This window comes from Pantoea sp. BL1 (assembly GCF_000963985.1).
GTDB classification, from domain to species: Bacteria; Pseudomonadota; Gammaproteobacteria; order Enterobacterales; family Enterobacteriaceae; genus Pantoea; species Pantoea rwandensis_B.
On the sequence record NZ_JZRH01000006.1, the window covers coordinates 45449 to 67420 of the forward strand.

General features: G+C 51.0%; 24 protein-coding genes and 1 pseudogene. 20 read left to right on the forward strand and 5 right to left on the reverse strand.

Going from position 1 to position 21972, the window contains the following annotated elements; translation table 11 throughout:
• Position 1: 1 nt before the first annotated feature.
• The 16 genes from VH86_RS04055 (at position 2) to VH86_RS04135 (ending at position 13714) form a co-directional block, all read left to right on the forward strand.
• On the forward strand, positions 2 to 823 hold the full coding sequence (locus tag VH86_RS04055) for a hypothetical protein (RefSeq protein WP_045831986.1): 822 nt from the start codon (positions 2 to 4) through the stop codon (positions 821 to 823).
• 3 nt (positions 824 to 826) lie between these two features.
• A complete protein-coding gene (locus VH86_RS04060) occupies positions 827 to 1048 on the forward strand; it encodes a hypothetical protein (RefSeq protein ID WP_045831987.1) in 222 nt (73 codons plus the stop codon).
• 58 nt (positions 1049 to 1106) lie between these two features.
• Positions 1107 to 2663 (forward strand): tail protein, encoded by a 1557-nt coding sequence (locus VH86_RS04065; protein ID WP_045831988.1) that lies wholly within the window; start codon positions 1107 to 1109, stop codon positions 2661 to 2663.
• Positions 2664 to 2709: 46 nt separating this feature from the next.
• Complete coding sequence (locus VH86_RS04070) at positions 2710 to 3141, forward strand: hypothetical protein (protein WP_045831989.1); 432 nt, start codon at positions 2710 to 2712, stop codon at positions 3139 to 3141.
• A gap of 9 nt (positions 3142 to 3150) precedes the next feature.
• Positions 3151 to 3522, forward strand: coding sequence for a hypothetical protein (locus VH86_RS04075; RefSeq protein WP_045831990.1), 372 nt, complete (start codon positions 3151 to 3153; stop codon positions 3520 to 3522).
• Between the two features lie 181 nt (positions 3523 to 3703).
• Positions 3704 to 4141 (forward strand): hypothetical protein, encoded by a 438-nt coding sequence (locus tag VH86_RS04080; RefSeq protein WP_052696534.1) that lies wholly within the window; start codon positions 3704 to 3706, stop codon positions 4139 to 4141.
• A 65-nt stretch (positions 4142 to 4206) separates the two neighbouring features.
• Positions 4207 to 4560, forward strand: a complete 354-nt coding sequence (locus VH86_RS04085; protein WP_072050572.1) for a hypothetical protein — start codon at positions 4207 to 4209, stop codon at positions 4558 to 4560.
• Positions 4561 to 4686: 126 nt separating this feature from the next.
• A complete protein-coding gene (locus VH86_RS04090; RefSeq protein WP_231647101.1) occupies positions 4687 to 6915 on the forward strand; it encodes a hypothetical protein in 2229 nt (742 codons plus the stop codon).
• A 10-nt stretch (positions 6916 to 6925) separates the two neighbouring features.
• Entirely contained in the window at positions 6926 to 7915 is a 990-nt protein-coding gene (locus VH86_RS04095; RefSeq protein ID WP_045831992.1) for a hypothetical protein, read from the forward strand.
• Between the two features lie 2 nt (positions 7916 to 7917).
• The gene (locus VH86_RS04100; RefSeq protein WP_045831993.1) at positions 7918 to 9033 is read left to right on the forward strand and encodes a phage late control D family protein; all 1116 of its coding nucleotides are present in this window, start codon (positions 7918 to 7920) and stop codon (positions 9031 to 9033) included.
• The gene (locus VH86_RS04105) at positions 9030 to 9629 is read left to right on the forward strand and encodes a phage baseplate assembly protein V (RefSeq protein ID WP_045831994.1); all 600 of its coding nucleotides are present in this window, start codon (positions 9030 to 9032) and stop codon (positions 9627 to 9629) included. Before VH86_RS04100 ends, VH86_RS04105 begins: the two co-directional genes overlap by 4 nt.
• 9 nt (positions 9630 to 9638) lie before the next feature.
• Positions 9639 to 10004 carry a hypothetical protein gene (locus VH86_RS04110; RefSeq protein ID WP_045831995.1) on the forward strand — a complete coding sequence of 122 codons (366 nt, stop codon included), beginning with the start codon at positions 9639 to 9641 and terminating at the stop codon, positions 10002 to 10004.
• 3 nt (positions 10005 to 10007) lie between these two features.
• The gene (locus VH86_RS04115; protein ID WP_045831996.1) at positions 10008 to 11135 is read left to right on the forward strand and encodes a baseplate J/gp47 family protein; all 1128 of its coding nucleotides are present in this window, start codon (positions 10008 to 10010) and stop codon (positions 11133 to 11135) included.
• Positions 11136 to 11798: a hypothetical protein gene (locus VH86_RS04120; RefSeq protein ID WP_045831997.1), complete on the forward strand. Its 663-nt coding sequence runs from the start codon at positions 11136 to 11138 to the stop codon at positions 11796 to 11798.
• A gap of 67 nt (positions 11799 to 11865) precedes the next feature.
• On the forward strand, positions 11866 to 13269 hold the full coding sequence (locus VH86_RS26050) for a hypothetical protein (protein ID WP_052696536.1): 1404 nt from the start codon (positions 11866 to 11868) through the stop codon (positions 13267 to 13269).
• A 13-nt stretch (positions 13270 to 13282) separates the two neighbouring features.
• A complete protein-coding gene (locus VH86_RS04135; RefSeq protein WP_045831998.1) occupies positions 13283 to 13714 on the forward strand; it encodes a tail assembly chaperone in 432 nt (143 codons plus the stop codon).
• Positions 13715 to 13803: 89 nt separating this feature from the next.
• On the opposite strand, the gene VH86_RS04140 is transcribed toward VH86_RS04135, so the two are convergent.
• From VH86_RS04140 to VH86_RS04155, 4 genes are all read right to left on the reverse strand, one after another.
• Positions 13804 to 15807 carry a DUF6311 domain-containing protein gene (locus VH86_RS04140; protein WP_045831999.1) on the reverse strand — a complete coding sequence of 668 codons (2004 nt, stop codon included), beginning with the start codon at positions 15805 to 15807 and terminating at the stop codon, positions 13804 to 13806.
• Positions 15807 to 16715, reverse strand: coding sequence for a glycosyltransferase family 2 protein (locus tag VH86_RS04145; RefSeq protein WP_045832000.1), 909 nt, complete (start codon positions 16713 to 16715; stop codon positions 15807 to 15809). The genes VH86_RS04140 and VH86_RS04145 overlap by 1 nt, the downstream gene beginning before the upstream one ends.
• Entirely contained in the window at positions 16712 to 17077 is a 366-nt protein-coding gene (locus VH86_RS04150) for a GtrA family protein (RefSeq protein WP_045832001.1), read from the reverse strand. The genes VH86_RS04145 and VH86_RS04150 overlap by 4 nt, the downstream gene beginning before the upstream one ends.
• A gap of 128 nt (positions 17078 to 17205) precedes the next feature.
• Positions 17206 to 17427: an Arc family DNA-binding protein gene (locus tag VH86_RS04155; RefSeq protein ID WP_045832002.1), complete on the reverse strand. Its 222-nt coding sequence runs from the start codon at positions 17425 to 17427 to the stop codon at positions 17206 to 17208.
• Between the two features lie 284 nt (positions 17428 to 17711).
• Here VH86_RS04155 and VH86_RS04160 point away from each other — a divergent pair, with 284 nt between their 5' ends.
• Genes VH86_RS04160 through VH86_RS04170 form a run of 3 tightly spaced genes read left to right on the forward strand, consistent with a single transcriptional unit; the run spans position 17712 to position 19500 of the window.
• Complete coding sequence (locus VH86_RS04160; protein WP_045832003.1) at positions 17712 to 17951, forward strand: hypothetical protein; 240 nt, start codon at positions 17712 to 17714, stop codon at positions 17949 to 17951.
• A complete protein-coding gene (umuC, locus tag VH86_RS04165; protein WP_045832004.1) occupies positions 17951 to 19213 on the forward strand; it encodes a translesion error-prone DNA polymerase V subunit UmuC in 1263 nt (420 codons plus the stop codon). Before VH86_RS04160 ends, umuC begins: the two co-directional genes overlap by 1 nt.
• Entirely contained in the window at positions 19210 to 19500 is a 291-nt protein-coding gene (locus tag VH86_RS04170; protein ID WP_052696538.1) for a hypothetical protein, read from the forward strand. Before umuC ends, VH86_RS04170 begins: the two co-directional genes overlap by 4 nt.
• Before the next feature lie 1022 nt (positions 19501 to 20522).
• On the opposite strand, the pseudogene VH86_RS26320 reads toward VH86_RS04170, so the two are convergent.
• A pseudogene (locus VH86_RS26320) lies at positions 20523 to 20783 on the reverse strand (PTS sugar transporter subunit IIBC); the annotation flags it as partial.
• Between the two features lie 110 nt (positions 20784 to 20893).
• Between VH86_RS26320 and malI the strand changes: the two are divergent.
• Complete coding sequence (gene malI / locus VH86_RS04180; protein ID WP_045832006.1) at positions 20894 to 21922, forward strand: Mal regulon transcriptional regulator MalI; 1029 nt, start codon at positions 20894 to 20896, stop codon at positions 21920 to 21922.
• The last annotated feature ends 50 nt before the right edge of the window (positions 21923 to 21972 follow it).

Consider the following 21972-nt stretch of genomic DNA (forward strand, 5'->3'; position numbering starts at 1 on the left):
TATGGCTGACTCATCTGACGTAAGCAACACGATTGCCGGGATGATCGCTTCAACGGTGTATCCGAACGGCACATCATCACCGAGTATTTCCGGCTCAGTCGTGAAGATTTACCCGGGCTGGCCGGTGCCTAATGTACTCCAGGAGGATATCAACGCCAGTGGCGCGCACATATCCATTTGGGCGCTGCCGTCTGAAAGGAAGATTGGTAGCGAGCTGGGCAGGCCGTTCAGGGTTATCGAGAAGGGCGATCCGCCAATGATAGCCACCGTCGACGGGCTCAATATCATGCTGTCTGGCTCTGTTTCAGTGCCAACAAACGTGTATTTCCTGATTGACGGTACCGGATATCACTACCCCGTGCAGAGCGGCGACACGCTGGCGACAGTTGCCACGGCTATGGCTAACCAGATACCTGGTGCAACCAGCAGTGGAGCCGTCATCACGCTGGCGAGTGGTGGCTCTGTTGTCGCCCGGACTGGCGGCATTGGTACGGCGATGCGCGAGCTTCGCAGGCAGGCAAAGGATTTCCAGATAACCATCTGGGCACCCACACCGGCCATGCGGGTGCTAATTGCATCTGCTGTTGACGCTATGCTGTCTGAAAACAGTAATATCTCGCTGGGTGACGGTGCTCCTTCAATGCTGTTTTACACCCGGCAGTTTGATACCGACGCCAGCGAAAACTACCTGATTTACCGGCGAGACCTGATTTACACAGTCAACTATGCCACCACCCAAACTATTGCCGCGCCGCAGATCGTCGCTCCCGTTATGCACGTCACTGACGCCTCAGGCAACCCGATCAAAACCATTCTGGAGTAAACCATGGCTGATACCGACAGCGCGCAGACCGCAAGCACCGCAGCGGCGGCAACTACCACGGCGGCTACTACCGCTGCCGCAAAAGCTGAAACGCTGGGATATATCCTCGTTGTTCGCATTGCCTTCGCTGATTACCAAATTGGCGAAGAAATTACAGATGTCACCACCATCAAAGAAATCCTTGGTGGCGATCAGGCTGTCTACGTGATTAAACGCGCCGCGTAATTCACCTCAGTCCCAACCAGACCCGCCCACGATGGCGGGTTTTTTATTGGAGAAGAACATGCCGGTTTATCAAGCAGGCAGTCTTAACACCTCTGCGCTCTCAGCACCTGATTTGTACGTACAGGTGATTGCACCGAAAACACGCTACATCAATGGTGTGGCAACTGATGGCCTCGGCCTTGTAGGCATTGGCAGCTGGGGACCGGTAAACAGCGCGTTTCTGATTGGTTCCGACACCGACCAGGCGCTTTATCTGGGTTCGCCTCAGGTGCGCAAATACGATCTGGCTACAGCCGTGGCTATTTCGCTGCAGCTTGGCGCGTCTAATCTGCACTGCGTGCGCGTTACTGACGGTACAGATGTCGCCGCAAGTGTTGCGCTGAAGGATGTGGCCAGCACCCCCGCTACAGGCCTGACCCTCACAGCAGTTTACACCGGCACGCGCGGCAACACGCTGCAGGCGGCTATCACCGCCGGTACCGCTGTTAACTCGTATAAACTGACGATTAACCTGCCGGGCCAGAGCGCTGAGATTTTCGATAATATCACCGGCACGGGCCTTTCCCTCTGGCAGAACATCGTCAGCGCGGTCAACAACGGACAGACCAGCGTTCGCGGAGCCAGTCAACTGGCTGTTGCTAACGTGGGCACCAGCACCGCACTGCCTGATGTGACCAAAACCTACACCATGGCGGGCGGTACCGATGGCGTGACAACCATCACTGACTCCACTCTGCTCGGCACTGACGGCACCAGCACTACCCGCAAGGGGATGTATGCGCTGCGCGGCACTAACTCGCAGGTGATGAACCTTGTCGACCTGACGGACAGCAGCGCATGGCCGACCATGACAACGTTCGCAACTGCCGAAGGTTCATTTGCGATCAGCCAGGGCGCATCGGGTACCACGTACTCAGCGCTGAGCACCCTGCTGAATAACGCGGGTGTGGATGACTGGCATTTCAAAGCAATCGTGGGTGACTGGGGATACTGGAAAGACACGGTCAACGGTGTGAACCGTATGATTGCCCCGGCCACGTTCGAGGCAGCCAATATTGCCGCCCGTTCACCGCATATCTCCACCCTGAATAAGCGCATCAGCAACATCATTGCCACCCAGCGCCAGTTAGCCAATCAGCCTTACTCGACGTCTGAGATTGGTGCAATCAACTCAGCGCGACTGGATGTGATCACCAACCCCTGTCCGGGTGGGAATTACTTCGGCATGCGTTCGGGCCGCAACTGCAGCTCAGTTCAGAGCCAGAACGATGATACCTACACCCGCATGACCAACTTCCTGTCGCTGACCATTGCGGCAAGCTTTGGTGATGTAGTGGGTCAGAACCAGACGGCCGAACTGCGACGTGAGACAAAGAGCACCATTGAGGCGTTCCTTTCAAATCTTGAAGATCAGAAGATGATTGGTGACCCCAACGGCGGCCCGGCATTCTCTGTGAAACTGGATTCGTCGAATAACTCTGATTCACAGGTTGCGCTTGGCTACATGGTGGCGGATGTGCAGGTCAAGTATCTGAACGTGGTGCGCTACTTCCTTGTGAATCTGGAAGGCGGCGGCAGCGTCACAATCGCGGTATCCAACAACCCATCCAGCTAACCATTCAGGCCTCGCTTAATGCGGGGCTTTCTTTTGGAGAAACACCATGCCTCAACTGGGCTATACAGTAGGCCGCGATGTCGCTGTTGATATCACCACGCCAACCGGGAAGCTGCGCATCCCGAAAATCATGACCTTCGACGCTAAGCCGCAGGTTTCCAACCAGAAAATCACCCCGCTAAATGGCGTGACTGATGAGTTGCAAATCCCTACCGGCTGGAACGGTACCATCACTGCTGAGCGCATGGATGGCACGCTGGATGACTTCTGGGCGCAGTGGGAAGACAACTACTTCAACGGTATCGATCAGCAGCGCGGAACCATCACCGAGAGCATCACAGAATCGAACGGCACCATCAGCGTTTACCGCTATGAAGGCGTGTCATTCCATCTGACCGATGCCGGAAACAAACAGGGTGAGAAGACCGTCAGCCAGACGCTGTCATTCACCGCCAACCGCCGTAAAAAAGTTAACTAAGGATAAGAAATGGCAAAGGTAACAGTGCACGAAAATGATCAGCCGGCAGCGGTGGCAGTAGAAGTTAAATCCAACCAGGTGAAGGATGCTAAAGGTCGCCTGATCACCATGCGCGAACTCGACCCGGTGCAGGAATCACGCCTGACCGTAGCAGTAGGCCCGGAAATGGCGATGAACGTGATGTACATGAACCTGTATGCATTCCCGGTCGCTGCCGTTGCGGAAATCGATGGTGACGATTATCCGGTTCCGCATAACCCGAAGCAGGTCGAAACCATGCTGGCCATTCTTGGTAAGCACGGCCTGAAAGCTGCTTCATCCTGGCTGCGCGAGAAATCCAAAGAGGATGATGACGCAACGGAAGCCGCCGCAAAAAACTAGCGCAGAACCCCGAATTCGTTAACCAGTGCTGGCTGATGAAATCCGGGGTTCCTTTCAGCGTTATTTTCCCCGAACTGATGGACCTGATGCCCCATGAACGCATAGCCATGGGGGTTGTCATGCGCGAGTTCGAGGGTGGCAGGTACAACTGGAACACCAAGACATGGGAGGAGGCTAGCTGATGGATCTGGATATGTTCGCGCGGGAAATGTCGTTCGCCTCCGCCAAAATTGCTGCAGAAATCGAGATTGGTTTCCACATCATCGTGAAAGAGATTGAGGAAACAGCGAAAGAAGAGATCGGCGTGTATCAGCCTGCGGTTGGTCCGTTTGAAGCTTGGTCGCCGCTGGCAGAATCCACCAAAGCCGACCGCGTGCGCTCTGGCTACTCGGAAGATGATCCGCTATTACGCTCTGGAGAGCTTAAAAGCTCGATTGAGAGCGAGGTTATAGGCCTTGCCGCAATCGTTGGAACCAAAAGCGAGATTGGCTATTGGCAGGAAGCAGGAACTGAGCACATACCGCCGCGTCCGTTCATTGGGCCTGCGTATGTCCGTAAGATTGACCCGTTGATGGAGTCGATTGGGCGGGCGATATCGAGAGGGTTCAAGGCGTATTGATCAATTTGCATCTAATTGCGCTATTCACGTGCTAGGCTTTCACTTTCATTTAAAATCCAAGGTGTATGATGAAAGGCCTTTTAATATTATTTCTCTTAGCCTGCTCCCTACCTGCATCAGCCGCTCAAATGTTTAAATGCAGCCTGACCCATAATCTCGAAAATGGTGATGCCGATCCAACAGTTGAGATTCTTAGCCGTAATGCCGCAGTGTTAGATACCGGCACTACCTTCACATTTTCGACAGATGGCAAAAACAAGATTACAAGCCCTGAGCTTCAGCCAGTGAAATCTGAAGATGGCGAAACCGTGCTTGCAGCAAAACAAAATAATCTTCTCTTTGTGAAACTGAAAAATTCCTACGTCCTTCGTAACCAAAAAGAAGGATACGTATTCGGTGAATGTGTCCCGGACAAGTAGGCAAAGAATAATCATTGAACCCAGCTCCGGCTGGGTTTTTTTATGCCCTTAAACGAGGTGTCTATGGATGTTCAGGCTTACCGCGTAGCCGTGCGCCTCGCGCTCGATGACCAGATCACCCGCAACATGATGCAGGTTAGCCGTGATGCTATCGAGCTGAATAAGAAGTTCGTCGAGATGGCGAAGAGCATTAAGGCCGTCACCAGCGCAGCTAAGGAAGCCAGTTCAGCCATCCGATCTCTAAATAGCGCTCTGAGCAACCAGTTTTCAGGTGCATCTCGCGGGGCCAGCGAATACGCCAGCGCCATGCGGTCTGCTGCTGACCATGCGGCTCGCGCCAGCAATGCAACCAAAAACCTACCAGTGTTAGCAGGTGGTTATGGTGCGGCATTAGCATTGCCCGCTATGGCTGCTGGAGCAGCGGCAGCAAGAGGTGGTGGTGGCGGTGGTTTTGGCAATGCGGGCGGTGTGCTGGCGTTACCCTCTCCATCTGGTCGGGGTGCGGGCTGGAATGGCTGGAACAACGGCGTACCTCCCGGTGGATGGGGTGGTGGTGGCGGGGCTGGCGGTGGTGCTGGTAATGGGCGAAACTTCGGCAGAAGTTCGCACTCTGATGGCATGACCAACCTTGCGACCGGGTACTTCGGATTCAAACTGCTGGATGGTTTCGTTGATGAAGCTGCCAAGTACCAGACTATGACGGAGAAATTCAATCAGTACGGCATGGGCGAGGCAGCTAAGCGGGATGCGGAGAATTTCGCACAGACCACCAAAATCCTCGGTACATCCACTACTGACATGCTGAAGTATTTTACTGAAGCGCAGGGTGTATTTCGTGAATCTGGCGCAGCAACGCTCAATGAGCAGCTAAGAGCTGCAAAAATGGCGGCTCCGGTTCTGGCGCGCATCAACTTCGCCTCTCAGGGACTTGATGAGCACGCTAAGGAGATGACGACAGCCAAGCAAATGGACATGCTGCGTTTTGTGGAGACCGCAGGCGGCCTAAAAAGCCCACAGCGCTTTAATGAATTAATGGATGCCGGTTTCAAAGCGATCCAATCTTCAGGCGGTAACGTCGATTTCACCCAATATCGTCAGTTCATGGCTAAAGCGGGTACTTCAGCGTTCAACCTTAGCAACAAAGCGCTTTTTGCTGAGCTTGAGCCGATCATTGGCGAACTGAAAGGTAGCTCTGCTGGTGATGCTTTGATGACTTCATACAACCGCCTGAACGGTATCGTAAAGCTTCCGAATCAGGTCACTCATGACCTGATGAAGATGGGCGTTTGGGATCGCAGCAAAATCGAACTGAATAGCATGGGCGGAGTGAAGCGCTTCCTTGGGAATCCGCTGATTAACTCGCAGTTGTTCAGTCAGTCGCCGGTTGATTACTACGAGAAGATGATTCTCCCCATCTATCGTAAGAACAACTACACCGAAGATCAGATCCAGCGTGAGAACGCCCTGATATTTGGTCGTACTGGCGGCAAGATGTTTAACCTCATCGATAAGCAGCTGGCAACAATCCATCACTCCATTGAGTCGTATGGTATGGCTCGAGGCCTAAATGATGCCTATGGCGCAGTTGGTGGCACTTATAACGGCAAGGTTGTCGACTTCCAGAAGAAATGGGAAAACCTGCAACTGGTTATGGGTAAGGATGGTGGGTTACTGGACACCTTCACCAAAGGCCTGGATGGTCTGACAACGACCATGCAGCGCATGACGGAAATTGCGCATCGCAATCCTGAACTGGCCAAGTTTGTTGGACAGGCTGCGCTCGCTGTAACCGGCCTGGTTGCGGTGAGTGGTGGATTCTGGATCATTAAACACGCCGCTGGCGCTTTGATATCGCCGCTTAAACTCGCTGGCTGGGGTATCGACCTGTTAATAGGTCGCACCGCTACTACCGGATTGACTGGTCTGGCAACTGCGCTTGGTGGCTTGCCTGCGTTGATTACTGCTGTAATTGCTGCGGCTCTGTATCCAACAAGCACTGCCTCACAGACTCAGGAAAACGCTGAAATTATGCGGCTGGGGCGGCAGAACGCCGGGGATAACGGTGGCGCTTACAAACCGTGGTCACCAACTCAGGCTGATTTCGACAATCAGCGCTCCCGTGAACAGACATACCGCAAAACCGGTAAGTACCCGGCTATCCCACCTGTCTCTGGTAATGCTGCAAATCAGCCGGTCAATCTGATGATGACGCATGAAGGTCGTCAGGTTCTTGTGGCTACTGTGGTAAGCGGCATGAGCAAGCAGGCCACCAAAGCCCCAGCCTCTACCAGCGCCTTCGACTCATCCATGCTGATGGTTTATCCAGGTCAGGTGAGTAAAGCCTCAACTCAATAACGGAGTATCCATGTCGTTTACAAGCGCCCTGAATAACTTCGCGCAGGGGTTAGATCCGACCACAACACGCCTTGTGCTTGGGGATTTCGAGTTTCTTGATTTCGAAGTCCCTGAGCGCCTGGCACTGCCCGGTCGGCAAAAGACGGTTCTGCATCAGATGGTCGGGGGCAAGCGCGTCATTGACGTACTTGGTGTGGAATATGACCCGCTGACGTGGTCAGGTGTTATTACCGGCTCCGAATCTGGCGATCGTGTTAAAGCACTTGAGCGAATGCGCGACGCAGGAGAGAAGTTAACCCTGACGCTGGATGATTACCGCTTCACGGTGGTGATCACCTCTTTCGCACCGGTTTATGAGTTCATCTACCGCAGGCCATACAGTATTGAGGTGGCCATTGTCGCCAACAATGCTTCGCCGCTGAAGGTGGATGCGCTGACCGGTGCGCTGCAGGGGCTTCTCGACAGTGATATCGGGCAGGCTCTTGGCCTCTCTGACATCATTGACGTGTCGACAGTCACCAGCGCGGTCACCACGGTGCAGAGCGCCGTTAAAGAGGTTACTGACTTTGCGCACGCAACGGTTGAGCAGGTGCAGGCAGTGGTCAGGCCGATTATCGCCGCACAGACCATTGTGCAGCAGCAAATCAGCCAGCTTGAGTCGGCTGCCAGCCAGATAACTACCCTGGGCGGGCTGGTTCCTGGCAATCCGATATCGACTACCGTGAGTAATCTGCTCAGCCAGGCAGATCAGAGCACGCGCATACCGGCGCTTTACAGCCTTCAGAACGTGTTAGGGCGCCTGATTAAAAACGTGAATTCTGGCCAGACAGCGGACGGCGTGCGGACGGTAACCCTGTCCGGCGGAAACCTTTATCAGGTGGCATCGGATCAGTACGGCGACGCTTCTCTCTGGAGCAGCATTGCATCGGCTAATGACCTGACTGACCCACAACTGAGCGGCATTAATACGCTGACGATTCCAGCCAACCCAACGAGTTAGCCATGGACGTAAATAACCCGATAGTCGAATCCAGCGCCCGCCATATCAGCGGGCGTTGTCGTTTAAATGGCACTGAAGTCCCGTTTGTCGCTTTCAGCGTGGAGAGCAACTCGTTTCGTGGCGCATCTACCTTTGACCTGACGCTGGCTGTTTCTGCGTTACCGGCCAGCATGCAGATGCTCAATTGGTGGGCCACGCAGACAACGGTCAAGGTTGAGCTGTATGTGTCGATCATCACGCAATCTGGCACAGATGAGAAGAAGCTCATCACCGGCAACATCGACAACTGGCATTACGATCCGGCCCGCTTTGAGATTTCGGCTGATGGCCGTGACTTCACTGCGCTGCTGATTGATGCCAAGTCGGCCGGAGAAAGCTTCAAAAACTACACCAGCTCACAGATTGCCACAATGCTGGCGCAGCGCCACAGCCTGACGCCAGTTGTCACCGCCACCGCGCAACGGTTTGGTGAGTTTTACCAAATCGACAACGCGCACCTGACCGGCGAGCAAACGGAATGGGATTTGATCACCACACTGGCAGGCATTGAGAACTTTTCGGTATATGTCGATGATGACAAGCTGCATTTTGAGCCAATCAAAGACGCCGCCAAAGCTGATTACTACGTCATCCGCTGGCAGCCGCCCGGTGTGCTGGCTTATCCGCAATGTAACACCTCTGACGACCTGTCATTTTCACGCGCGCTGACTATTTCCAAGGGCGTTACGGTTGAGGTGCTCAGCTGGAATGCGAAGCGCAAGAATAAGCAGTTCGTTGCTTCCTATCCGAAGGCCGCGAAAGGCACCACGCCCGGTAACGCCACGGCGAAAACACAGGTTTACCGCGTGATCCGCAATGGCCTCTCACCAGAATCAGCTTATGCACTGGCACAGACCATTTATCGCAACGTTGTGCAGCATGAGATGAAGTTTAGCGGGTCGACGGCCGGAGACAACCTCCTGACGCCGCAGACGCTGGTTAGGATTGAAGGAACGCAGAGCCCGTTCGATCAGCTTTACTGGTGTGACAGCGTACGGCGCTCACTGAGCTGGGAAAACGGATACACGATGAGCGTTACCGGCAAGAACCACAGCCCGGCGCTGGAGGTGACACAATGAGAACGTTACTGAATGCCATGGCGGCCAATGCTCAGCAAACCAGCGCGGGGGACAGCGGCACGCGGCAGGGAATTATCACTGCTTACGACCCGGACAGTTATGCGGTCAAGGTTCAGTTGCAGCCAACAGGCGAGGAAACAGGATGGATTCAACTTAGCTCCCCGTGGGTCGGCAATGGATGGGGTCTGGCGGCCGGTCCAATGATTGGGGCCGAGGTTGAAGTTGAATTTGATTCCGGTCTGATGGGGGCCGGGATGGCGGCGGGGCAGTTCTACAACGATGAAGACCGCTGCCCGGGGCCGCCTTCTGGGGAGTTCTGGCTCGTCCATAAGAGCGGATCGTTGCTGAAGTTTCTGAACACCGGTGAGGTACTTCTGAGTGCCAAACTGAAGATGACTTACGACGCGCCAGCGCACCACTTTACAGGCGGTGATGTGACGATGGATAACAACCTCATTGTTGTGAAAGACATTAGCGATAACAACGGCGCTTACGGCACTGTGCAGAAGGTTCGCGTCACCTATAACGGCCACACTCATCCTGAAAATGGCGACGGCGGCGGTACTACCAGCAAGCCAAACCAACAACTCTCATAGCGGTGACTCATGTACGACATTTACCACTATACGGGCGGTGACCTAAGCACCTCGCCTGCGGGCGACCTGCGGCCTGTTACCGGCACGGAAAGAGGAAAGCAGCGAATACTGCGCCGCCTGATGACCAATCCCGGTGAATACGTTTTCCATCCGGATTACGGCGCGGGGCTGGGGCAGAAAGTCGGGCAAAACGTCAATCTCAACGAATGGAAGGCGCTTATCAGCGGCCAGATGCTGCTTGAGGAAGCGGTCGCATCAAGCCCTGCGCCATCTGTCAGACTGGCACTCATCGAGGGCGGGGTCAGCGTGTCGGTGAAATATACCGACGCCACCTCCGGCACACCGGAAACTCTCAGCTTTGACGTAACGAGGTAATAAGTGGCATCACTCAATACTAAAACTTTCGCCACACTGGTCAGCGATCAGGTCACTGCAATGCAGGCTAAAGCTGCAGGTCTCGTCGATCTGGCTATCGGCAGCATTCTGCTCGCGCTGTCTGAATCGAATGCTGGCGTCGCGATGTGGATTCAGCAGCTTATAGTGAATCTTCTGGTAGTGACCCGTGCGGCCACTTGCTCTGGCGACGATCTGGATTCGTGGATGGCTGATTTCAGCTTTACGCGCCTGTCAGCAGTGCAGGCGACGGGTCAGGCTACATTCAGCCGGTTTACGGCAACCAATCAGGCGCTGATTCCTGTCGGGTCGGGCGTGACCACTACAGACGGTAGCCAGGCTTATTCGGTCATTGCAGACACGACCAACACAGCTTACGACTCCACACAGTCCGGATACGTGATTGTCGCCGGGGTGAGTTCACTGTCAGTCCCTGTACAGGCAGATACCGCCGGTGCGGCGGGTAATGCACAGGCTGGCACCATCACGATTATCTCTGGCTCAATCCAGTATGTGGACACAGTGACGAACAGCACCACTTTCGTGAACGGAGAGGATGCCGAGTCAGATGATGATTTCCGGGCCCGTTTCGTACTCTGGATAGCCTCACTTTCAAAAGCAACTAAAGCCGCGATTGGTTACGCATTGAGCAGCATGCAAAGCGGCGTCACCTATACGCTGACCGAAAATTACGCATATAACGGTACCGCTCAACCGGGCTACTTTTATGCGGTAGTTGATGACGGAAGCGGCACACCTTCGAGCACGTTTATCAGCCAGGCGTATGCGGCCATTGACGCGGTGAGGGGCTTCACAATCACCTTCGGCGTCTTCCCGCCAACGGTTGTTACCGCGAACGTCGTTATGGTGATTACCACTGATTCATCCGGAAATCACGCAACGATTGTAGCAATGGTGCAGGCGGCGATTCAGGAATACATCGCCAGCCTTTCGCTCGGTCAGCTGTTGCCGTACTCGAAGTTATCCAACATTGCATATGGCGCCAGTTCTCTTGTGACTAACGTCTCTTCTGTAACCCTCAACGGCGCGACAGCGGATATTGCCGCTACTGGTAAGCAGGTGATACGCGCTGGCACAATTTCGGTGAGCTAAATGGCGACAGGCGATCAGAACGACATTTACACGCGCCTTAAAGGGCTTCTGCCACCCACCTGGTTTGGTGACAGCAATCCTGTCCTGACTGGCGCTCTCACTGCCTGCTCCAGCGCGCTGGCGTGGTGCTATTCACTGTATCTTTATGCGAAGCTCCAGGTGCGAATCAGCACCGCCACGGATTGCTGGCTGGATATTGCTGCGTATGACTTCTTCGGTAAAAACCTTCAGCGGTCGGCAGGACAATCGGATGAACTCTTCAGGAATCAGATGAAAATAAACCTGTTCAGGGAGCGCGGCACCCGGCAGGCAATCATAGATATTCTGGAGGATATGACCGGCAAGACGCCTTATATATTTGAGCCGCAGAGACCGCTGGATACCGGTTCATACGGCGGCCCCATGATTGGTTATGGCGTTGCGGGGGGCTATGGCTCGATGATGCTGCCCTATCAGGCATTCGTTACTGCCTATCGCCCGTCAGGCTCAGGTATTCCCTATATTGCAGGTTACTCATCCACACCATCTGGCTACAGCGTGGCCTCGCGTGGTGAGTACGCATCGCAAAGCATGATCACCGGAAGTGTTACTGATGCACAGGTCTACGAAGCCATAGCGGCAGTGAAAATGGAAGGCACTCTCGTCTGGGTTCGATTGCAGTAAACAAACCTCAATTCTCCATCCTCACTAGGGCCACCCATTGCGGTGGCCTTTTTATTGGGAACCATAAATGGATCGTCAAATCGTTTATCCGGGCGCTATTCCGCTCGAAACTGACCTGCTTAACACCAACAAGTACGCCATGATGGGGCTGGCAAAACTTGCCGCCGCCCTGATGGGCTCAAATACGTACCTGCATGGTCTTGCCTGTACGCCATCATCACCTGCCTCAATGGTGGTGAACGTGGCCAAAGGTCAGATTTACAGCCTGCAGAATGTTGACAGTACCGCCTATTCTTCACTGGCGGCTGATACAACTAACACTATCCTGAAGCAGGGCGTTATCCTTGGCTCCTCGGCCTTTACGCTGACAGCACCCACTACGGCTGGGCAGAGCATCAACTACCTGATCCAGATTACATACAGTGATACTGACTCCGGGGCAACCGTTCTTCCTTACTACAATGCCGCCAACCCATCCGTAGCATACAGTGGACCAAATAACGCCGGTACCGCGCAGAATACGGTTCGCTCAGGGGTATGTACGGTTGCATTGAAGGCAGGCGTTGCAGCAACCACCGGCACGCAGACCCCGCCAGCAGTTGATACAGGATACACAGCAGCATGGGTCATCACGGTCGCTCAGGGTGCAACAACCATCACCGCATCGAATATCTCGGTGGCTGCTAATGCGCCATTCCTGCCTGCGGCCGGTATTTTCTCAGCCGTTCAGCAGGGCACGATGACCTATGCCCCTGACACCGGTGCGGCCAACGCCTACGTGGCATCATTCGTTCCTGCGCTGCCAACGCTGGCGGACGGCATGCGCGTCACCTTCAAAGCAAAAACGGCTAACTCTGGCGCGTCTACACTCGCAGTAAATGGCGGCTCTGCATATCCACTTTATTCACATGCTAACCAAGCTCTACAGGGCGGAGAGATCGTTGCTAATGGCCTGATTGAGGTTGAGTGGAACAGCACGCTGACCGCGTGGGTGTTATGCGGAAATAGTGGTGGTGCTTTACCTGTGGCTGCTGCAAGTCAAGGCAATCACGCTGTGAACTTAGGCCAGATAGGAGCTGCTGCATTGCTTGGTGTGGCCACAAACGCACAAATGGCGACTGGCACTAGCACTTCGTTACTGCCATCAGTTGCGGCAGTAATGAGTTTGTTCAGTAAGCGGTCATTTGGGAGCAAAGATTATATCCGCATACCGGACGTAGCTGGAGGGTTGATAATCCAGTGGGGACAAATTGCGATTTCCTCTGGAAACAGCATTGCAGTGGGGTTCGCCACAAATTTCCCTACGGCCTGTGTGATGGCGATTGCCTGTAACTTAGGCAGTGCGGCACCAATAGCCTTCCCTGCTGTAGGTGCTATGAACACTGCTTACTTCAACCTTTATGCTGCTAAATCCACTGGCACAGCCGCTGACAGCGGCACATCCTGGAACTGGATCGCACTTGGCTACTAATCTGGAGAATAAAATGGAAGATGGCGTATATTTTTCAGCATCACTGGCGAGCTTCATTCCGCAGGCATGGAAGGATGATGGCACTTATGATGATGAAAACTGGCCCACTGATGCGGTTTTGCTTACAGACGAAGAGAAAAAAACCTTCTGGAAGCAAAATCCACCTGACGATAAACAACTCGGTGACAGTGCCGGTCGTCCGGTATGGGTAGACATTCCTGCACCCACCAAGGATGAATCAGTTGCTGCTGCTGTACAAACGCAAAAGAGCCTGCTGCAGGATATTAATGATGAGACCCAGATTTGGCAGACGCAGCTGACGCTGGGAATTATCACTGATGATGATAAGGCCACGCTTATCACATGGATGAAGTACGCGCAGGCGGTACAGGCCATTGATACATCAAAAGCGCCTGATATCACCTGGCCGACAAAGCCATCCTGATAAAGTTTTTTCGATGTTTGGTTAAAATCTTTATTAGGATAGACAGCTCCTGAATAGACCCTCCCGGAGGAGGGTCTATTTTAACGATCTTAATTGAGAAATGTTAGAGACTTCATCTTAATTGACAATTGTCTCGCGTCCCCGCTTACTCCATCCTCTTTAGGCGATATGGCATGTGGGGAGTGGATTTTTAATATCTCAAACCCTTTATTAGATACATTATCCCATTCTAGCTCCACACTGCCTTCACCAGAGGTTTTAATGCTTTTTAATACCTTGCCGTTAACTTCGAATGAAACTTCCTGTGTCGGGTGTTTTTTCGATGTGTAAGTAAAATAGCTTATTTTTATTTTGCTTTTTGCTCCATAGCTCTGGATGAGAATTGCGCTATCCTTCCCATAAGTCCAAACTCCATCGTTTTCAGGTTGCGCCCACCCGTCAATTAACAAATATTTTTTTTGTGAAAGTTTTGTAGAAACCTTGCTGCAATAATTGCAGTCAATCATTCCAGGAGACAGCAAATACATCCCGTCAACTTTATAGATCGCATCATTGCTTTTAAGTTTAATGTCATTGATGATTTCTTCATTTAAAATGTATAAGGTTGATTGGTTGTAATCTCCTGAGTATAAAGAACCAATATTCTTTATGTTCATTTCAAGTGATTCTTTGCTGCCAATTCTAGCAAGATATACTGCATTTGTTGGAGTTTTATATGTGTTAGCTATGGATGTTAACTTGGCCCACTCCTTCGACTGATTACTGAACGGAACCAACTCAATTGATTTATGGGTTTTCAGTTGAGTGCCCCAGAATTCATGATTAAAGCTCAATTCGGATTCATTGTGCTGGAAAAAATAAAATCTTCTTTTACTATATCCAATGCTAGTATCGAGGGCCTGCACAATAAGAACCAAACCTAAAATTAGAGCTGCCTTTCTTGTTTTGTTTTCCTTAATGGTTACGTGTATCAGGTAAATAAATATAATATAGGAAACGGGCCAGAAAAATCTAGCGGATGCACGAAAAACAGACAGAGACTCAATCAAAAAAATCGGAATCGGAATAAACGTGGTGTGTGACCCAATATGAATGCTATTGGTTGTTGAAATCAAAATTAATGCCGTCGCGGAACATGCTAATCCTATTTTTACAGGGCTACTTTTAATTTTAAAAATATATGAAGGAAGGCTCTTTAAGTGATAAGCGAAAAGTATAACAATACCTAGACCCCAATAGTTAAAGCCCTCAAATCCTAAATTAAGAGTAACTACGTCATTAAGGAGGCGTGACCATCCGTTAGGTATGAACGGGGAGAGAAGATTGTTAGCATATGAGCCGAACTCATTGGTTCCTGAAACGCCATGGACTGTAAAATAACCTAGTATATACATCCATAATAGGCTGACTGACAGAATTAAGAAAATCTCTGCTAACAAATTCTTAGGATTAGACTTAATAATGAGTCTGGTAATGATGTTACCAGCCCAAAGGACGTATGCCATCATTGCAATATAGAAATGAATTGAACAGGCAAGGAGTAATAACACACTCCATTTGAGCGGCTTTTTCTCGTTGTTTTTGTCTAAAGATAAGTCTATGGCCGCTAATATCAAAAAATGCGCCATAAGGTTCAAATGTCCAATTCGGTTTAACCATGTTGGATAAAGTAGTACTAAACAAACCGAAATTAGTATTATGACGTAGCTCTGAGTGAATCTTGAAATGATTCTCCAAAGGAAAACTGAATTAAGGATGCAGCAGGATAATATCCAAATTCCAAAATACTGAAATTTCTCAGGTAGTAATGAACTGAAGATTTTGAATGCTAATGCAAGAAGCGGGTTGGAATCTGTATAAACTATCGAGCTGCTCACCATGATTCCGTAGTTTGGAGATAGACCGATCACAGGGAAGGTCCATGGAGAGTTTCTAAAGAACTCCCATCCCATATAAGCCTGGTAAGTATCTGAGTTAGTTAGCCATGAAATATTTGATGGATCTACTATTTTAATCCCGTATACGACACAGAAAAGAATAATGCCAAGTAAGACACTGCTTGTCATTGCCATTCCAGAGTTATTTTTAAACATTACTTACCCTTTTTTATATATTTTGGGCGGCGCTTAGTTTCAATATAAATCCTGCCTATATACTCACCCAGCACGCCAATCCCAATCAGCTGTACCCCGCCAAGAAACAGAATTGATACCAGAATCGAAGGATAGCCTGCCACTGGATTACCCCAAAAAATCTTGTCGACAATCATCCAAATTCCATACAGGAATGATAATCCTGCGACAATGAATCCAATGTATGTCCACACGCGAAGTGGAAACGTAGAGAAAGACGTTATTCCCTCAAGAGCCAAATTCCACAACTTCCAGCCATTGAATTTAGAAATTCCTGCCACTCGTTCTGCCCGGGAGTACTCAACCACTTCAACCCGGCCACCAACCCATGACAGAATGCCTTTCATGAAAAGGTTGCGCTCAGGCATGAGCTTAATGTTTTCCACTGTCTCTCTGGACATCAGCCTGAAGTCACCAACATTCTCTTCAATATTTGGATAGCTTATTTTGTTATGAAGGCTATAAAACCACTCAGCTGTTTTTCTCTTCAGATGACCGTCTGTGCTGCGATCGGTGCGCTTTGCAAGCACCACGTCAGCGCCTTCCATCCATTTCTCAATGAGCCTGGGGATTACGCTGATGGGGTCCTGCAAATCAACGTCTATTGGAATGATTGCATCGCCGGTAGCATGCTCTAATCCGGCGAACAGGGCTGGCTCTTTGCCGAAATTCCTCGTAAATGAAAGAGACTTAACCAAGGGATCGGAGGCGGCCAGCGCATTGATAATGCTTTCCGTTCCGTCTTTGCTGCCGTCATTTATGAAAACCACTTCAACTTCAAAATCAGCCAGTTCGCGGCGTACTTCCTGATAGAAAATAGGCACCGCTTCCTCTTCATTGAAGACGGGAACAACCAGAGATATTTTCATTTATTTTTTCTTTCCCTGAAAACTACATATTTGGAATAAAGAAATCCACATATCAGGCTAATAGCCGAAAAAACAACGAGCGTCGCCACCGGCGATACCTTAAGCCGATCGGCATACGAACCAATCATGACGGCGACCATGCCCATAAAAAACACATACATCATGTAACGGAACGTCGTGGCTTCCGCGCTGAAAGTCCACCTTGCGTTGGCGAAGAAAGAAAATGTGACTGCAACGCAAAATGCGATGAAATTCGATAGCGACTGAGGCTGTCCATTCTCTACGCATATAGCAAAGGTAATCCAGTGAATAGCGGTATTGATCACGCCAATGGTGACGTATCGAGCAAAAATTTTAACCATGATTACATCCAGAGTGAAAGTGTCAGGATTCTGTCATCCGAAATGCTCATTATCAAGAATATGAAAAAAATTATTAGGATAAAGCTCATGGCAGGTGAGGTGGAATTGTCGAAAATATAATAAGCAAACTATGCATTCCCTTTAAATGCATCCTCAATTGCCCTGTCCACAGATAGCTTGATCTTGTCTTTAAGATCCTGCTCGGACAGGGTGTTACCCATAAGTACATCTCCCAAAATCCGTGCGGCCTCATCGTTCATAGACCTGCCGTTTACTCTTGAGCGCCTCTTTAGGGCGTCCTTCAACTCCCGCGTGACCTTAAGATAAAGCAAGTTGTTATCTTTGTTCATGAAGTCGTCCTGGATAGTCAGTCAAGAAAACACAGAGGTAATTTTTATTCTTTTTTAATCCATACAAAGGTTAGATGATCATGCTAGACAACACCTCAAGAAAGGCTTCTGGTAACGATATGGGGTGGTTTACCCCGTTCATTTTCCATCCATAAATACTCTATAGTAACAAAATTCCCATACCAGCCAACGACTTTACAAAAACCACACCCACAGCATCTTGATCGGCTTCTCCTGACAAATAATACTGTATGCATATACAGTAATTTTAAGGAGGAATGATTATGCCCCGCGACTACGAAATCATGATGGCCTTCAGGCAGGCGATAAAGCGTGATGCCGAAGGGCGATTCACTATCAGTACCATCGACTTTGTTACCGTGCTCAAACGCTACAAGTGGGAGTATTCCCTGCGTGATGCCAATAAGTGGATCGAGACGCACACAACCACGTTTCGAGACATATCACCTACAAATGGTGATGAGCGAGTGTTTCAGGTTTTCAACCCTAACGGCGGCATGTGATGTTTGCTCTGGTTGATGTGAACTCATTCTACGCTAGCTGTGAGACGGTATTTCGTCCTGACCTGCGGGGTAAGCCGGTGGTCGTTTTATCCAATAATGACGGTTGCGTCATCGCGCGTTCGGCAGAGGCCAAGAAGCTGCAGGTGCCTATGGGTGCGCCGTACTTCAAGCTTAAGGACGAATTCCGGCGGCATGGCGTGCAGATTTTTAGTTCAAACTATGCGTTGTACGCTGACATGTCGAACAGGGTAATGACTACGCTTGAAGAGATGGCACCAGCAGTCGAAATCTACTCGATAGATGAGGCCTTCATGCTGCTTGAGGGAATGAGCCGAATTGAGCCACTGGAAGAGTTTGGTCGCCGGGTAAGGGCGCGCATCAAGCAGGAAACGCATCTCACTGTAGGTGTTGGCATCGCGCCAACCAAGACACTGGCAAAGCTGGCTAACCATGCTGCAAAGAAGTGGTCAAAGACAGGCGGCGTGCTTGACCTGTCAAACATTGATCGACAAAAGAAACTCATGGCGCTGGTTCCAGTTGAGGATGTATGGGGCGTTGGCCGTCGAATCAGCAAGAAGTTAAACGCGATGGGCGTTATCACTGCTAAAGACCTTTCAGAGCAGAGCACATACATCATCCGAAAACACTTCAATGTGGTTTTGGAAAGAACGGTGCGGGAGCTGCGCGGGGAACAATGCCTTGAGATTGAAGAGTTCGCGCCGACAAAACAGCAAATCGTTTGCTCACGCTCTTTTGGATCACGCATTACCGATTACATGGAAATGCGTCAGGCCATTTGTGCTTATGCAGAGCGTGCCGCTGAGAAGTTACGCGCAGAACGTCAGTTCTGCCGACAGGTAGCGGTATTCGTACGGACCAGCCCGCATGCAGAAAACGAAATTTACTATGGTAATCAGGCAATGGGTAACCTGATGACACCATCAAACGATACCCGAGACATTATCCGGGTTGCTATGGAGATGCTAGATCGCATCTGGCTCGATAACCGCCGCTATATGAAAGCAGGCGTTATGCTGGGCGATTTCTTTAGCCAGGGCGTGTCGCAACTTAATCTCTTTGACGAACACAAACCACAGGCCAACAGCGAGGCGCTGATGCGCGTTGTAGACGGCCTCAACCAGAGCGGGAAGGGGAAACTATGGTTCGCAGGACAGGGCACTCAGAAAGCGTGGGCAATGAAGCGGGAAATGTTGTCTCCGGCATACACCACTCGATATTCGGACCTGCCAGTGGCGAGATGACGCTGCCGGTTCAAAAGGTCATGGCAACCAGCACCACATGTTACCTGGTAGAGTGGAAAGGGCGGAGTTGCATCGTTGATGAGAAGCGGCGGCCACAGAACGGCGATACTGTTCTGCTCGATATGTCAGGCCTCTATGAATGGGGGCATGCTTATCTGCACCCTAGCCGAATTATCACCGATGACGGTTTGACTCTGGAAGATGACCTGCTTGAGGATGTGGCCGTTGTGGGAGTGGTGACGCATGAAGTTACCGCAATACATGAACAGGATGGATCGCCAATTTAAAGTTTTCAAAAAAGCCCGGAGCAATGGGTTCCGGGCGGCAAAAGTTTTGCCTGTAATTGATGGCGTCCCATTGGGAAACGGGAACCGATTGAGAATAGTATTACCCTTAGAAATAGCCAGAGCACGCTTAAAAAAAGCACAGGATGCCCTTGAGTTCAGCCTGTGCGGAGAGTTCAGCGTAATCTTTTATAGTTTTTGTTGGCCTGCAATGATGCGTCGAGTCACCAAAGCATGGGAGTCCATTGTGCCTGCATTAGAAACACAATCATACTGATAAGTATAGTAGTCAAAGCCGGTATAAACAGGTATCTCACTCAGCCCTCTGCAAACACAGCCCTTCGCATTTAACGCCAGTAATTAATGTAGACCATAGCAACAAAAAAGCCCGCGCTGCGAGTGAGATGAAGCGCGGGCAATCTTTGGGGGAAACTATCGTACCTTCTGGTTTCATACATCATGCGCTTTGCCACAATTAAAGATGTGATCGTGACCGCTTATGCACAAAAAAACCCGCACAGAGGCGGGTAAAAATTCGTTCAATGGGAAATTCTCTTTCGTAAAACATCACGTTTGCTGTGTGTATCACGTCGCTATAATAGCAACAATTGTGTGGTTGATCATAAAATGATCGATGATAAGAATTTACGGAGGGGAGTAACGAATTTCGTTCCGTTTCGGAAGTGATAGTTCCAGGAATAAAAAAGCCCGTCACAGAAGGCGTCCGGGCTGCACAATGGGTGCGAATCATGATCAATCGGAGTTTGTCGATAGTACAGGGAAGTAGAAGCGACACTTTGATAATAGGATGGCATTAGTTAATAGCTAGCGAAGCGGCAGAGATTTGTTATGGCGCTGGATGTGAAGTGGCGGCCTAAGATTTGAGTGGGGCATGTATGGGGCAAAAAATTACCGCAAAACGATGTGACTACGTGCGAGGTAGTGAATCGTCTTGCGGTAAGGCTTTGACAAAAACCGTGATACGCAGCTACTTCATCCCAAATCCGTTTTTTAGTCATCTCTCTCCAGATAAACAGATATTGCAGGAAGGGCTGATCGAGCATCGGGATCAGCGTCAAGACATCATGACTGCTGAGCGAGCTGCCTATCCCAAGCAAAATGCCGCAAAAAGACAGCAGGGCGACGGGCAACATAAAGGTTTTACCCAGACTCTGGAAAAATTCCCAAAGTGACATTTTGGGTCGGCTGGCGGACATGGTCTCTCCTGGTTAAAAAGCGACAAGTTTTCATAAAGGTAAAGAATGATAAAACGTTTTACCAAGCAGTTTTGTGGCTATAGTCACAAAGCGTGACTAATCCCAGGCTTTATTTTTGCGTCAATCAGTGTAACGTTTTACCTCATTGTTTCTTCATCAGTTGTTGGAAACGCAACCGGATGTCTCAGCCTAAAACCACTATTCACGATGTCGCACAGGCGGCTGGCGTATCGGTATCGACAGTCTCTTTGGTGCTGTCCGGCAAAGGTCGTATCTCTTCCGCCACGGCCGAACGCGTTAATCAGGCGATTGAGCAGCTTGGATACGTGCGCAACCGTTCAGCCTCCATCCTGCGTGGTGGCGAGAGTGGTGTCATAGGTTTGATTGTGCGCGATCTCAGCCAGCCCTTTTACGCGGCGATGACCGCAGGCTTGAGCGAAGTGCTGGAACAGCAGGGCAAAGTCCTGGTGCTGACGCAAAGTGGTCAGCACGGGCAAAATCTGCAGCGCTGTTTCGATTCATTGGTGGCGCAAGGGGCCGATGGCATCGTGTTGGGCGGCGCCGTGGCGCAGGCGGAAATGCTGGTGGCGCAGGCACACGAACAGCAAATTGCCTTGATCTGCGCCGCGCGGGCCAGCAGCCTCGACAAAGTCGATTCCTTGCGTCCAGACAACAGCCAGGCCGCACGCATCGCGACGGGGTATCTGATCCGTCAGGGGCATCAGCGTATTGCGTGGGTAGGTGGATTGGGGTCTTCACTGACGCGTGCTGAAAGAATTGGCGGTTATTGCGCCACGTTGCTGCAATACGGTTTACCGTTCCGCCCGGACTGGATCATTGAGTGTGACGACCGGCAACAGAGCGTATCGTCATTGACGCAAGACTTACTGCATCATCACCCACGCATCACCGCTATCATTGCCCATAACGCCAGCACCACGCTCGGCTGCTATTTTGGTGCGATCCACAGCGGACGTTCGCTGGGCGAAGATGCGGTGGACAGCTACTTCACGCAAAAGCTGGCGCTGGTCGGCTTTAATGACGATCCGCAACGCGAATCGTATGACTCCTCGCTGACGTTTGTCAGTAGTGAAGCGCGTGATGTAGGAAGGCGAGCCGCAGAGCGTATTTTGCAGCGTCTGGCACAGCCGGAAGCTGAAGTACAAACCTTGATTGTGCCGCCACTGTTGGTGCGAGGGGGAGAGTAGAAGAAGCGTGATGGCAAAGGGCGCATTCAGGTGCAGCCAGAAAGCAGCGC

What these genes read in the sequence shown, in the direction of transcription:
- VH86_RS04055 (WP_045831986.1), top strand. Translation starts at nt 2, where the DNA reads ATGGCTGACTCATCTGACGTAAGCAACACGATTGCCGGGATGATCGCT.
- VH86_RS04060 (WP_045831987.1), top strand. Translation starts at nt 827, where the DNA reads ATGGCTGATACCGACAGCGCGCAGACCGCAAGCACCGCAGCGGCGGCA.
- VH86_RS04065 (WP_045831988.1), top strand. Translation starts at nt 1,107, where the DNA reads ATGCCGGTTTATCAAGCAGGCAGTCTTAACACCTCTGCGCTCTCAGCA.
- VH86_RS04070 (WP_045831989.1), top strand. Translation starts at nt 2,710, where the DNA reads ATGCCTCAACTGGGCTATACAGTAGGCCGCGATGTCGCTGTTGATATC.
- VH86_RS04075 (WP_045831990.1), top strand. Translation starts at nt 3,151, where the DNA reads ATGGCAAAGGTAACAGTGCACGAAAATGATCAGCCGGCAGCGGTGGCA.
- VH86_RS04080 (WP_052696534.1), top strand. Translation starts at nt 3,704, where the DNA reads ATGGATCTGGATATGTTCGCGCGGGAAATGTCGTTCGCCTCCGCCAAA.
- VH86_RS04085 (WP_072050572.1), top strand. Translation starts at nt 4,207, where the DNA reads ATGATGAAAGGCCTTTTAATATTATTTCTCTTAGCCTGCTCCCTACCT.
- VH86_RS04090 (WP_231647101.1), top strand. Translation starts at nt 4,687, where the DNA reads ATGATGCAGGTTAGCCGTGATGCTATCGAGCTGAATAAGAAGTTCGTC.
- VH86_RS04095 (WP_045831992.1), top strand. Translation starts at nt 6,926, where the DNA reads ATGTCGTTTACAAGCGCCCTGAATAACTTCGCGCAGGGGTTAGATCCG.
- VH86_RS04100 (WP_045831993.1), top strand. Translation starts at nt 7,918, where the DNA reads ATGGACGTAAATAACCCGATAGTCGAATCCAGCGCCCGCCATATCAGC.
- VH86_RS04105 (WP_045831994.1), top strand. Translation starts at nt 9,030, where the DNA reads ATGAGAACGTTACTGAATGCCATGGCGGCCAATGCTCAGCAAACCAGC.
- VH86_RS04110 (WP_045831995.1), top strand. Translation starts at nt 9,639, where the DNA reads ATGTACGACATTTACCACTATACGGGCGGTGACCTAAGCACCTCGCCT.
- VH86_RS04120 (WP_045831997.1), top strand. Translation starts at nt 11,136, where the DNA reads ATGGCGACAGGCGATCAGAACGACATTTACACGCGCCTTAAAGGGCTT.
- VH86_RS26050 (WP_052696536.1), top strand. Translation starts at nt 11,866, where the DNA reads ATGGATCGTCAAATCGTTTATCCGGGCGCTATTCCGCTCGAAACTGAC.
- VH86_RS04135 (WP_045831998.1), top strand. Translation starts at nt 13,283, where the DNA reads ATGGAAGATGGCGTATATTTTTCAGCATCACTGGCGAGCTTCATTCCG.
- VH86_RS04140 (WP_045831999.1), bottom strand. Translation starts at nt 15,807, where the DNA reads ATGTTTAAAAATAACTCTGGAATGGCAATGACAAGCAGTGTCTTACTT.
- VH86_RS04145 (WP_045832000.1), bottom strand. Translation starts at nt 16,715, where the DNA reads ATGAAAATATCTCTGGTTGTTCCCGTCTTCAATGAAGAGGAAGCGGTG.
- VH86_RS04150 (WP_045832001.1), bottom strand. Translation starts at nt 17,077, where the DNA reads ATGGTTAAAATTTTTGCTCGATACGTCACCATTGGCGTGATCAATACC.
- VH86_RS04155 (WP_045832002.1), bottom strand. Translation starts at nt 17,427, where the DNA reads ATGAACAAAGATAACAACTTGCTTTATCTTAAGGTCACGCGGGAGTTG.
- VH86_RS04160 (WP_045832003.1), top strand. Translation starts at nt 17,712, where the DNA reads ATGCCCCGCGACTACGAAATCATGATGGCCTTCAGGCAGGCGATAAAG.
- umuC (WP_045832004.1), top strand. Translation starts at nt 17,951, where the DNA reads ATGTTTGCTCTGGTTGATGTGAACTCATTCTACGCTAGCTGTGAGACG.
- VH86_RS04170 (WP_052696538.1), top strand. Translation starts at nt 19,210, where the DNA reads ATGACGCTGCCGGTTCAAAAGGTCATGGCAACCAGCACCACATGTTAC.
- malI (WP_045832006.1), top strand. Translation starts at nt 20,894, where the DNA reads ATGTCTCAGCCTAAAACCACTATTCACGATGTCGCACAGGCGGCTGGC.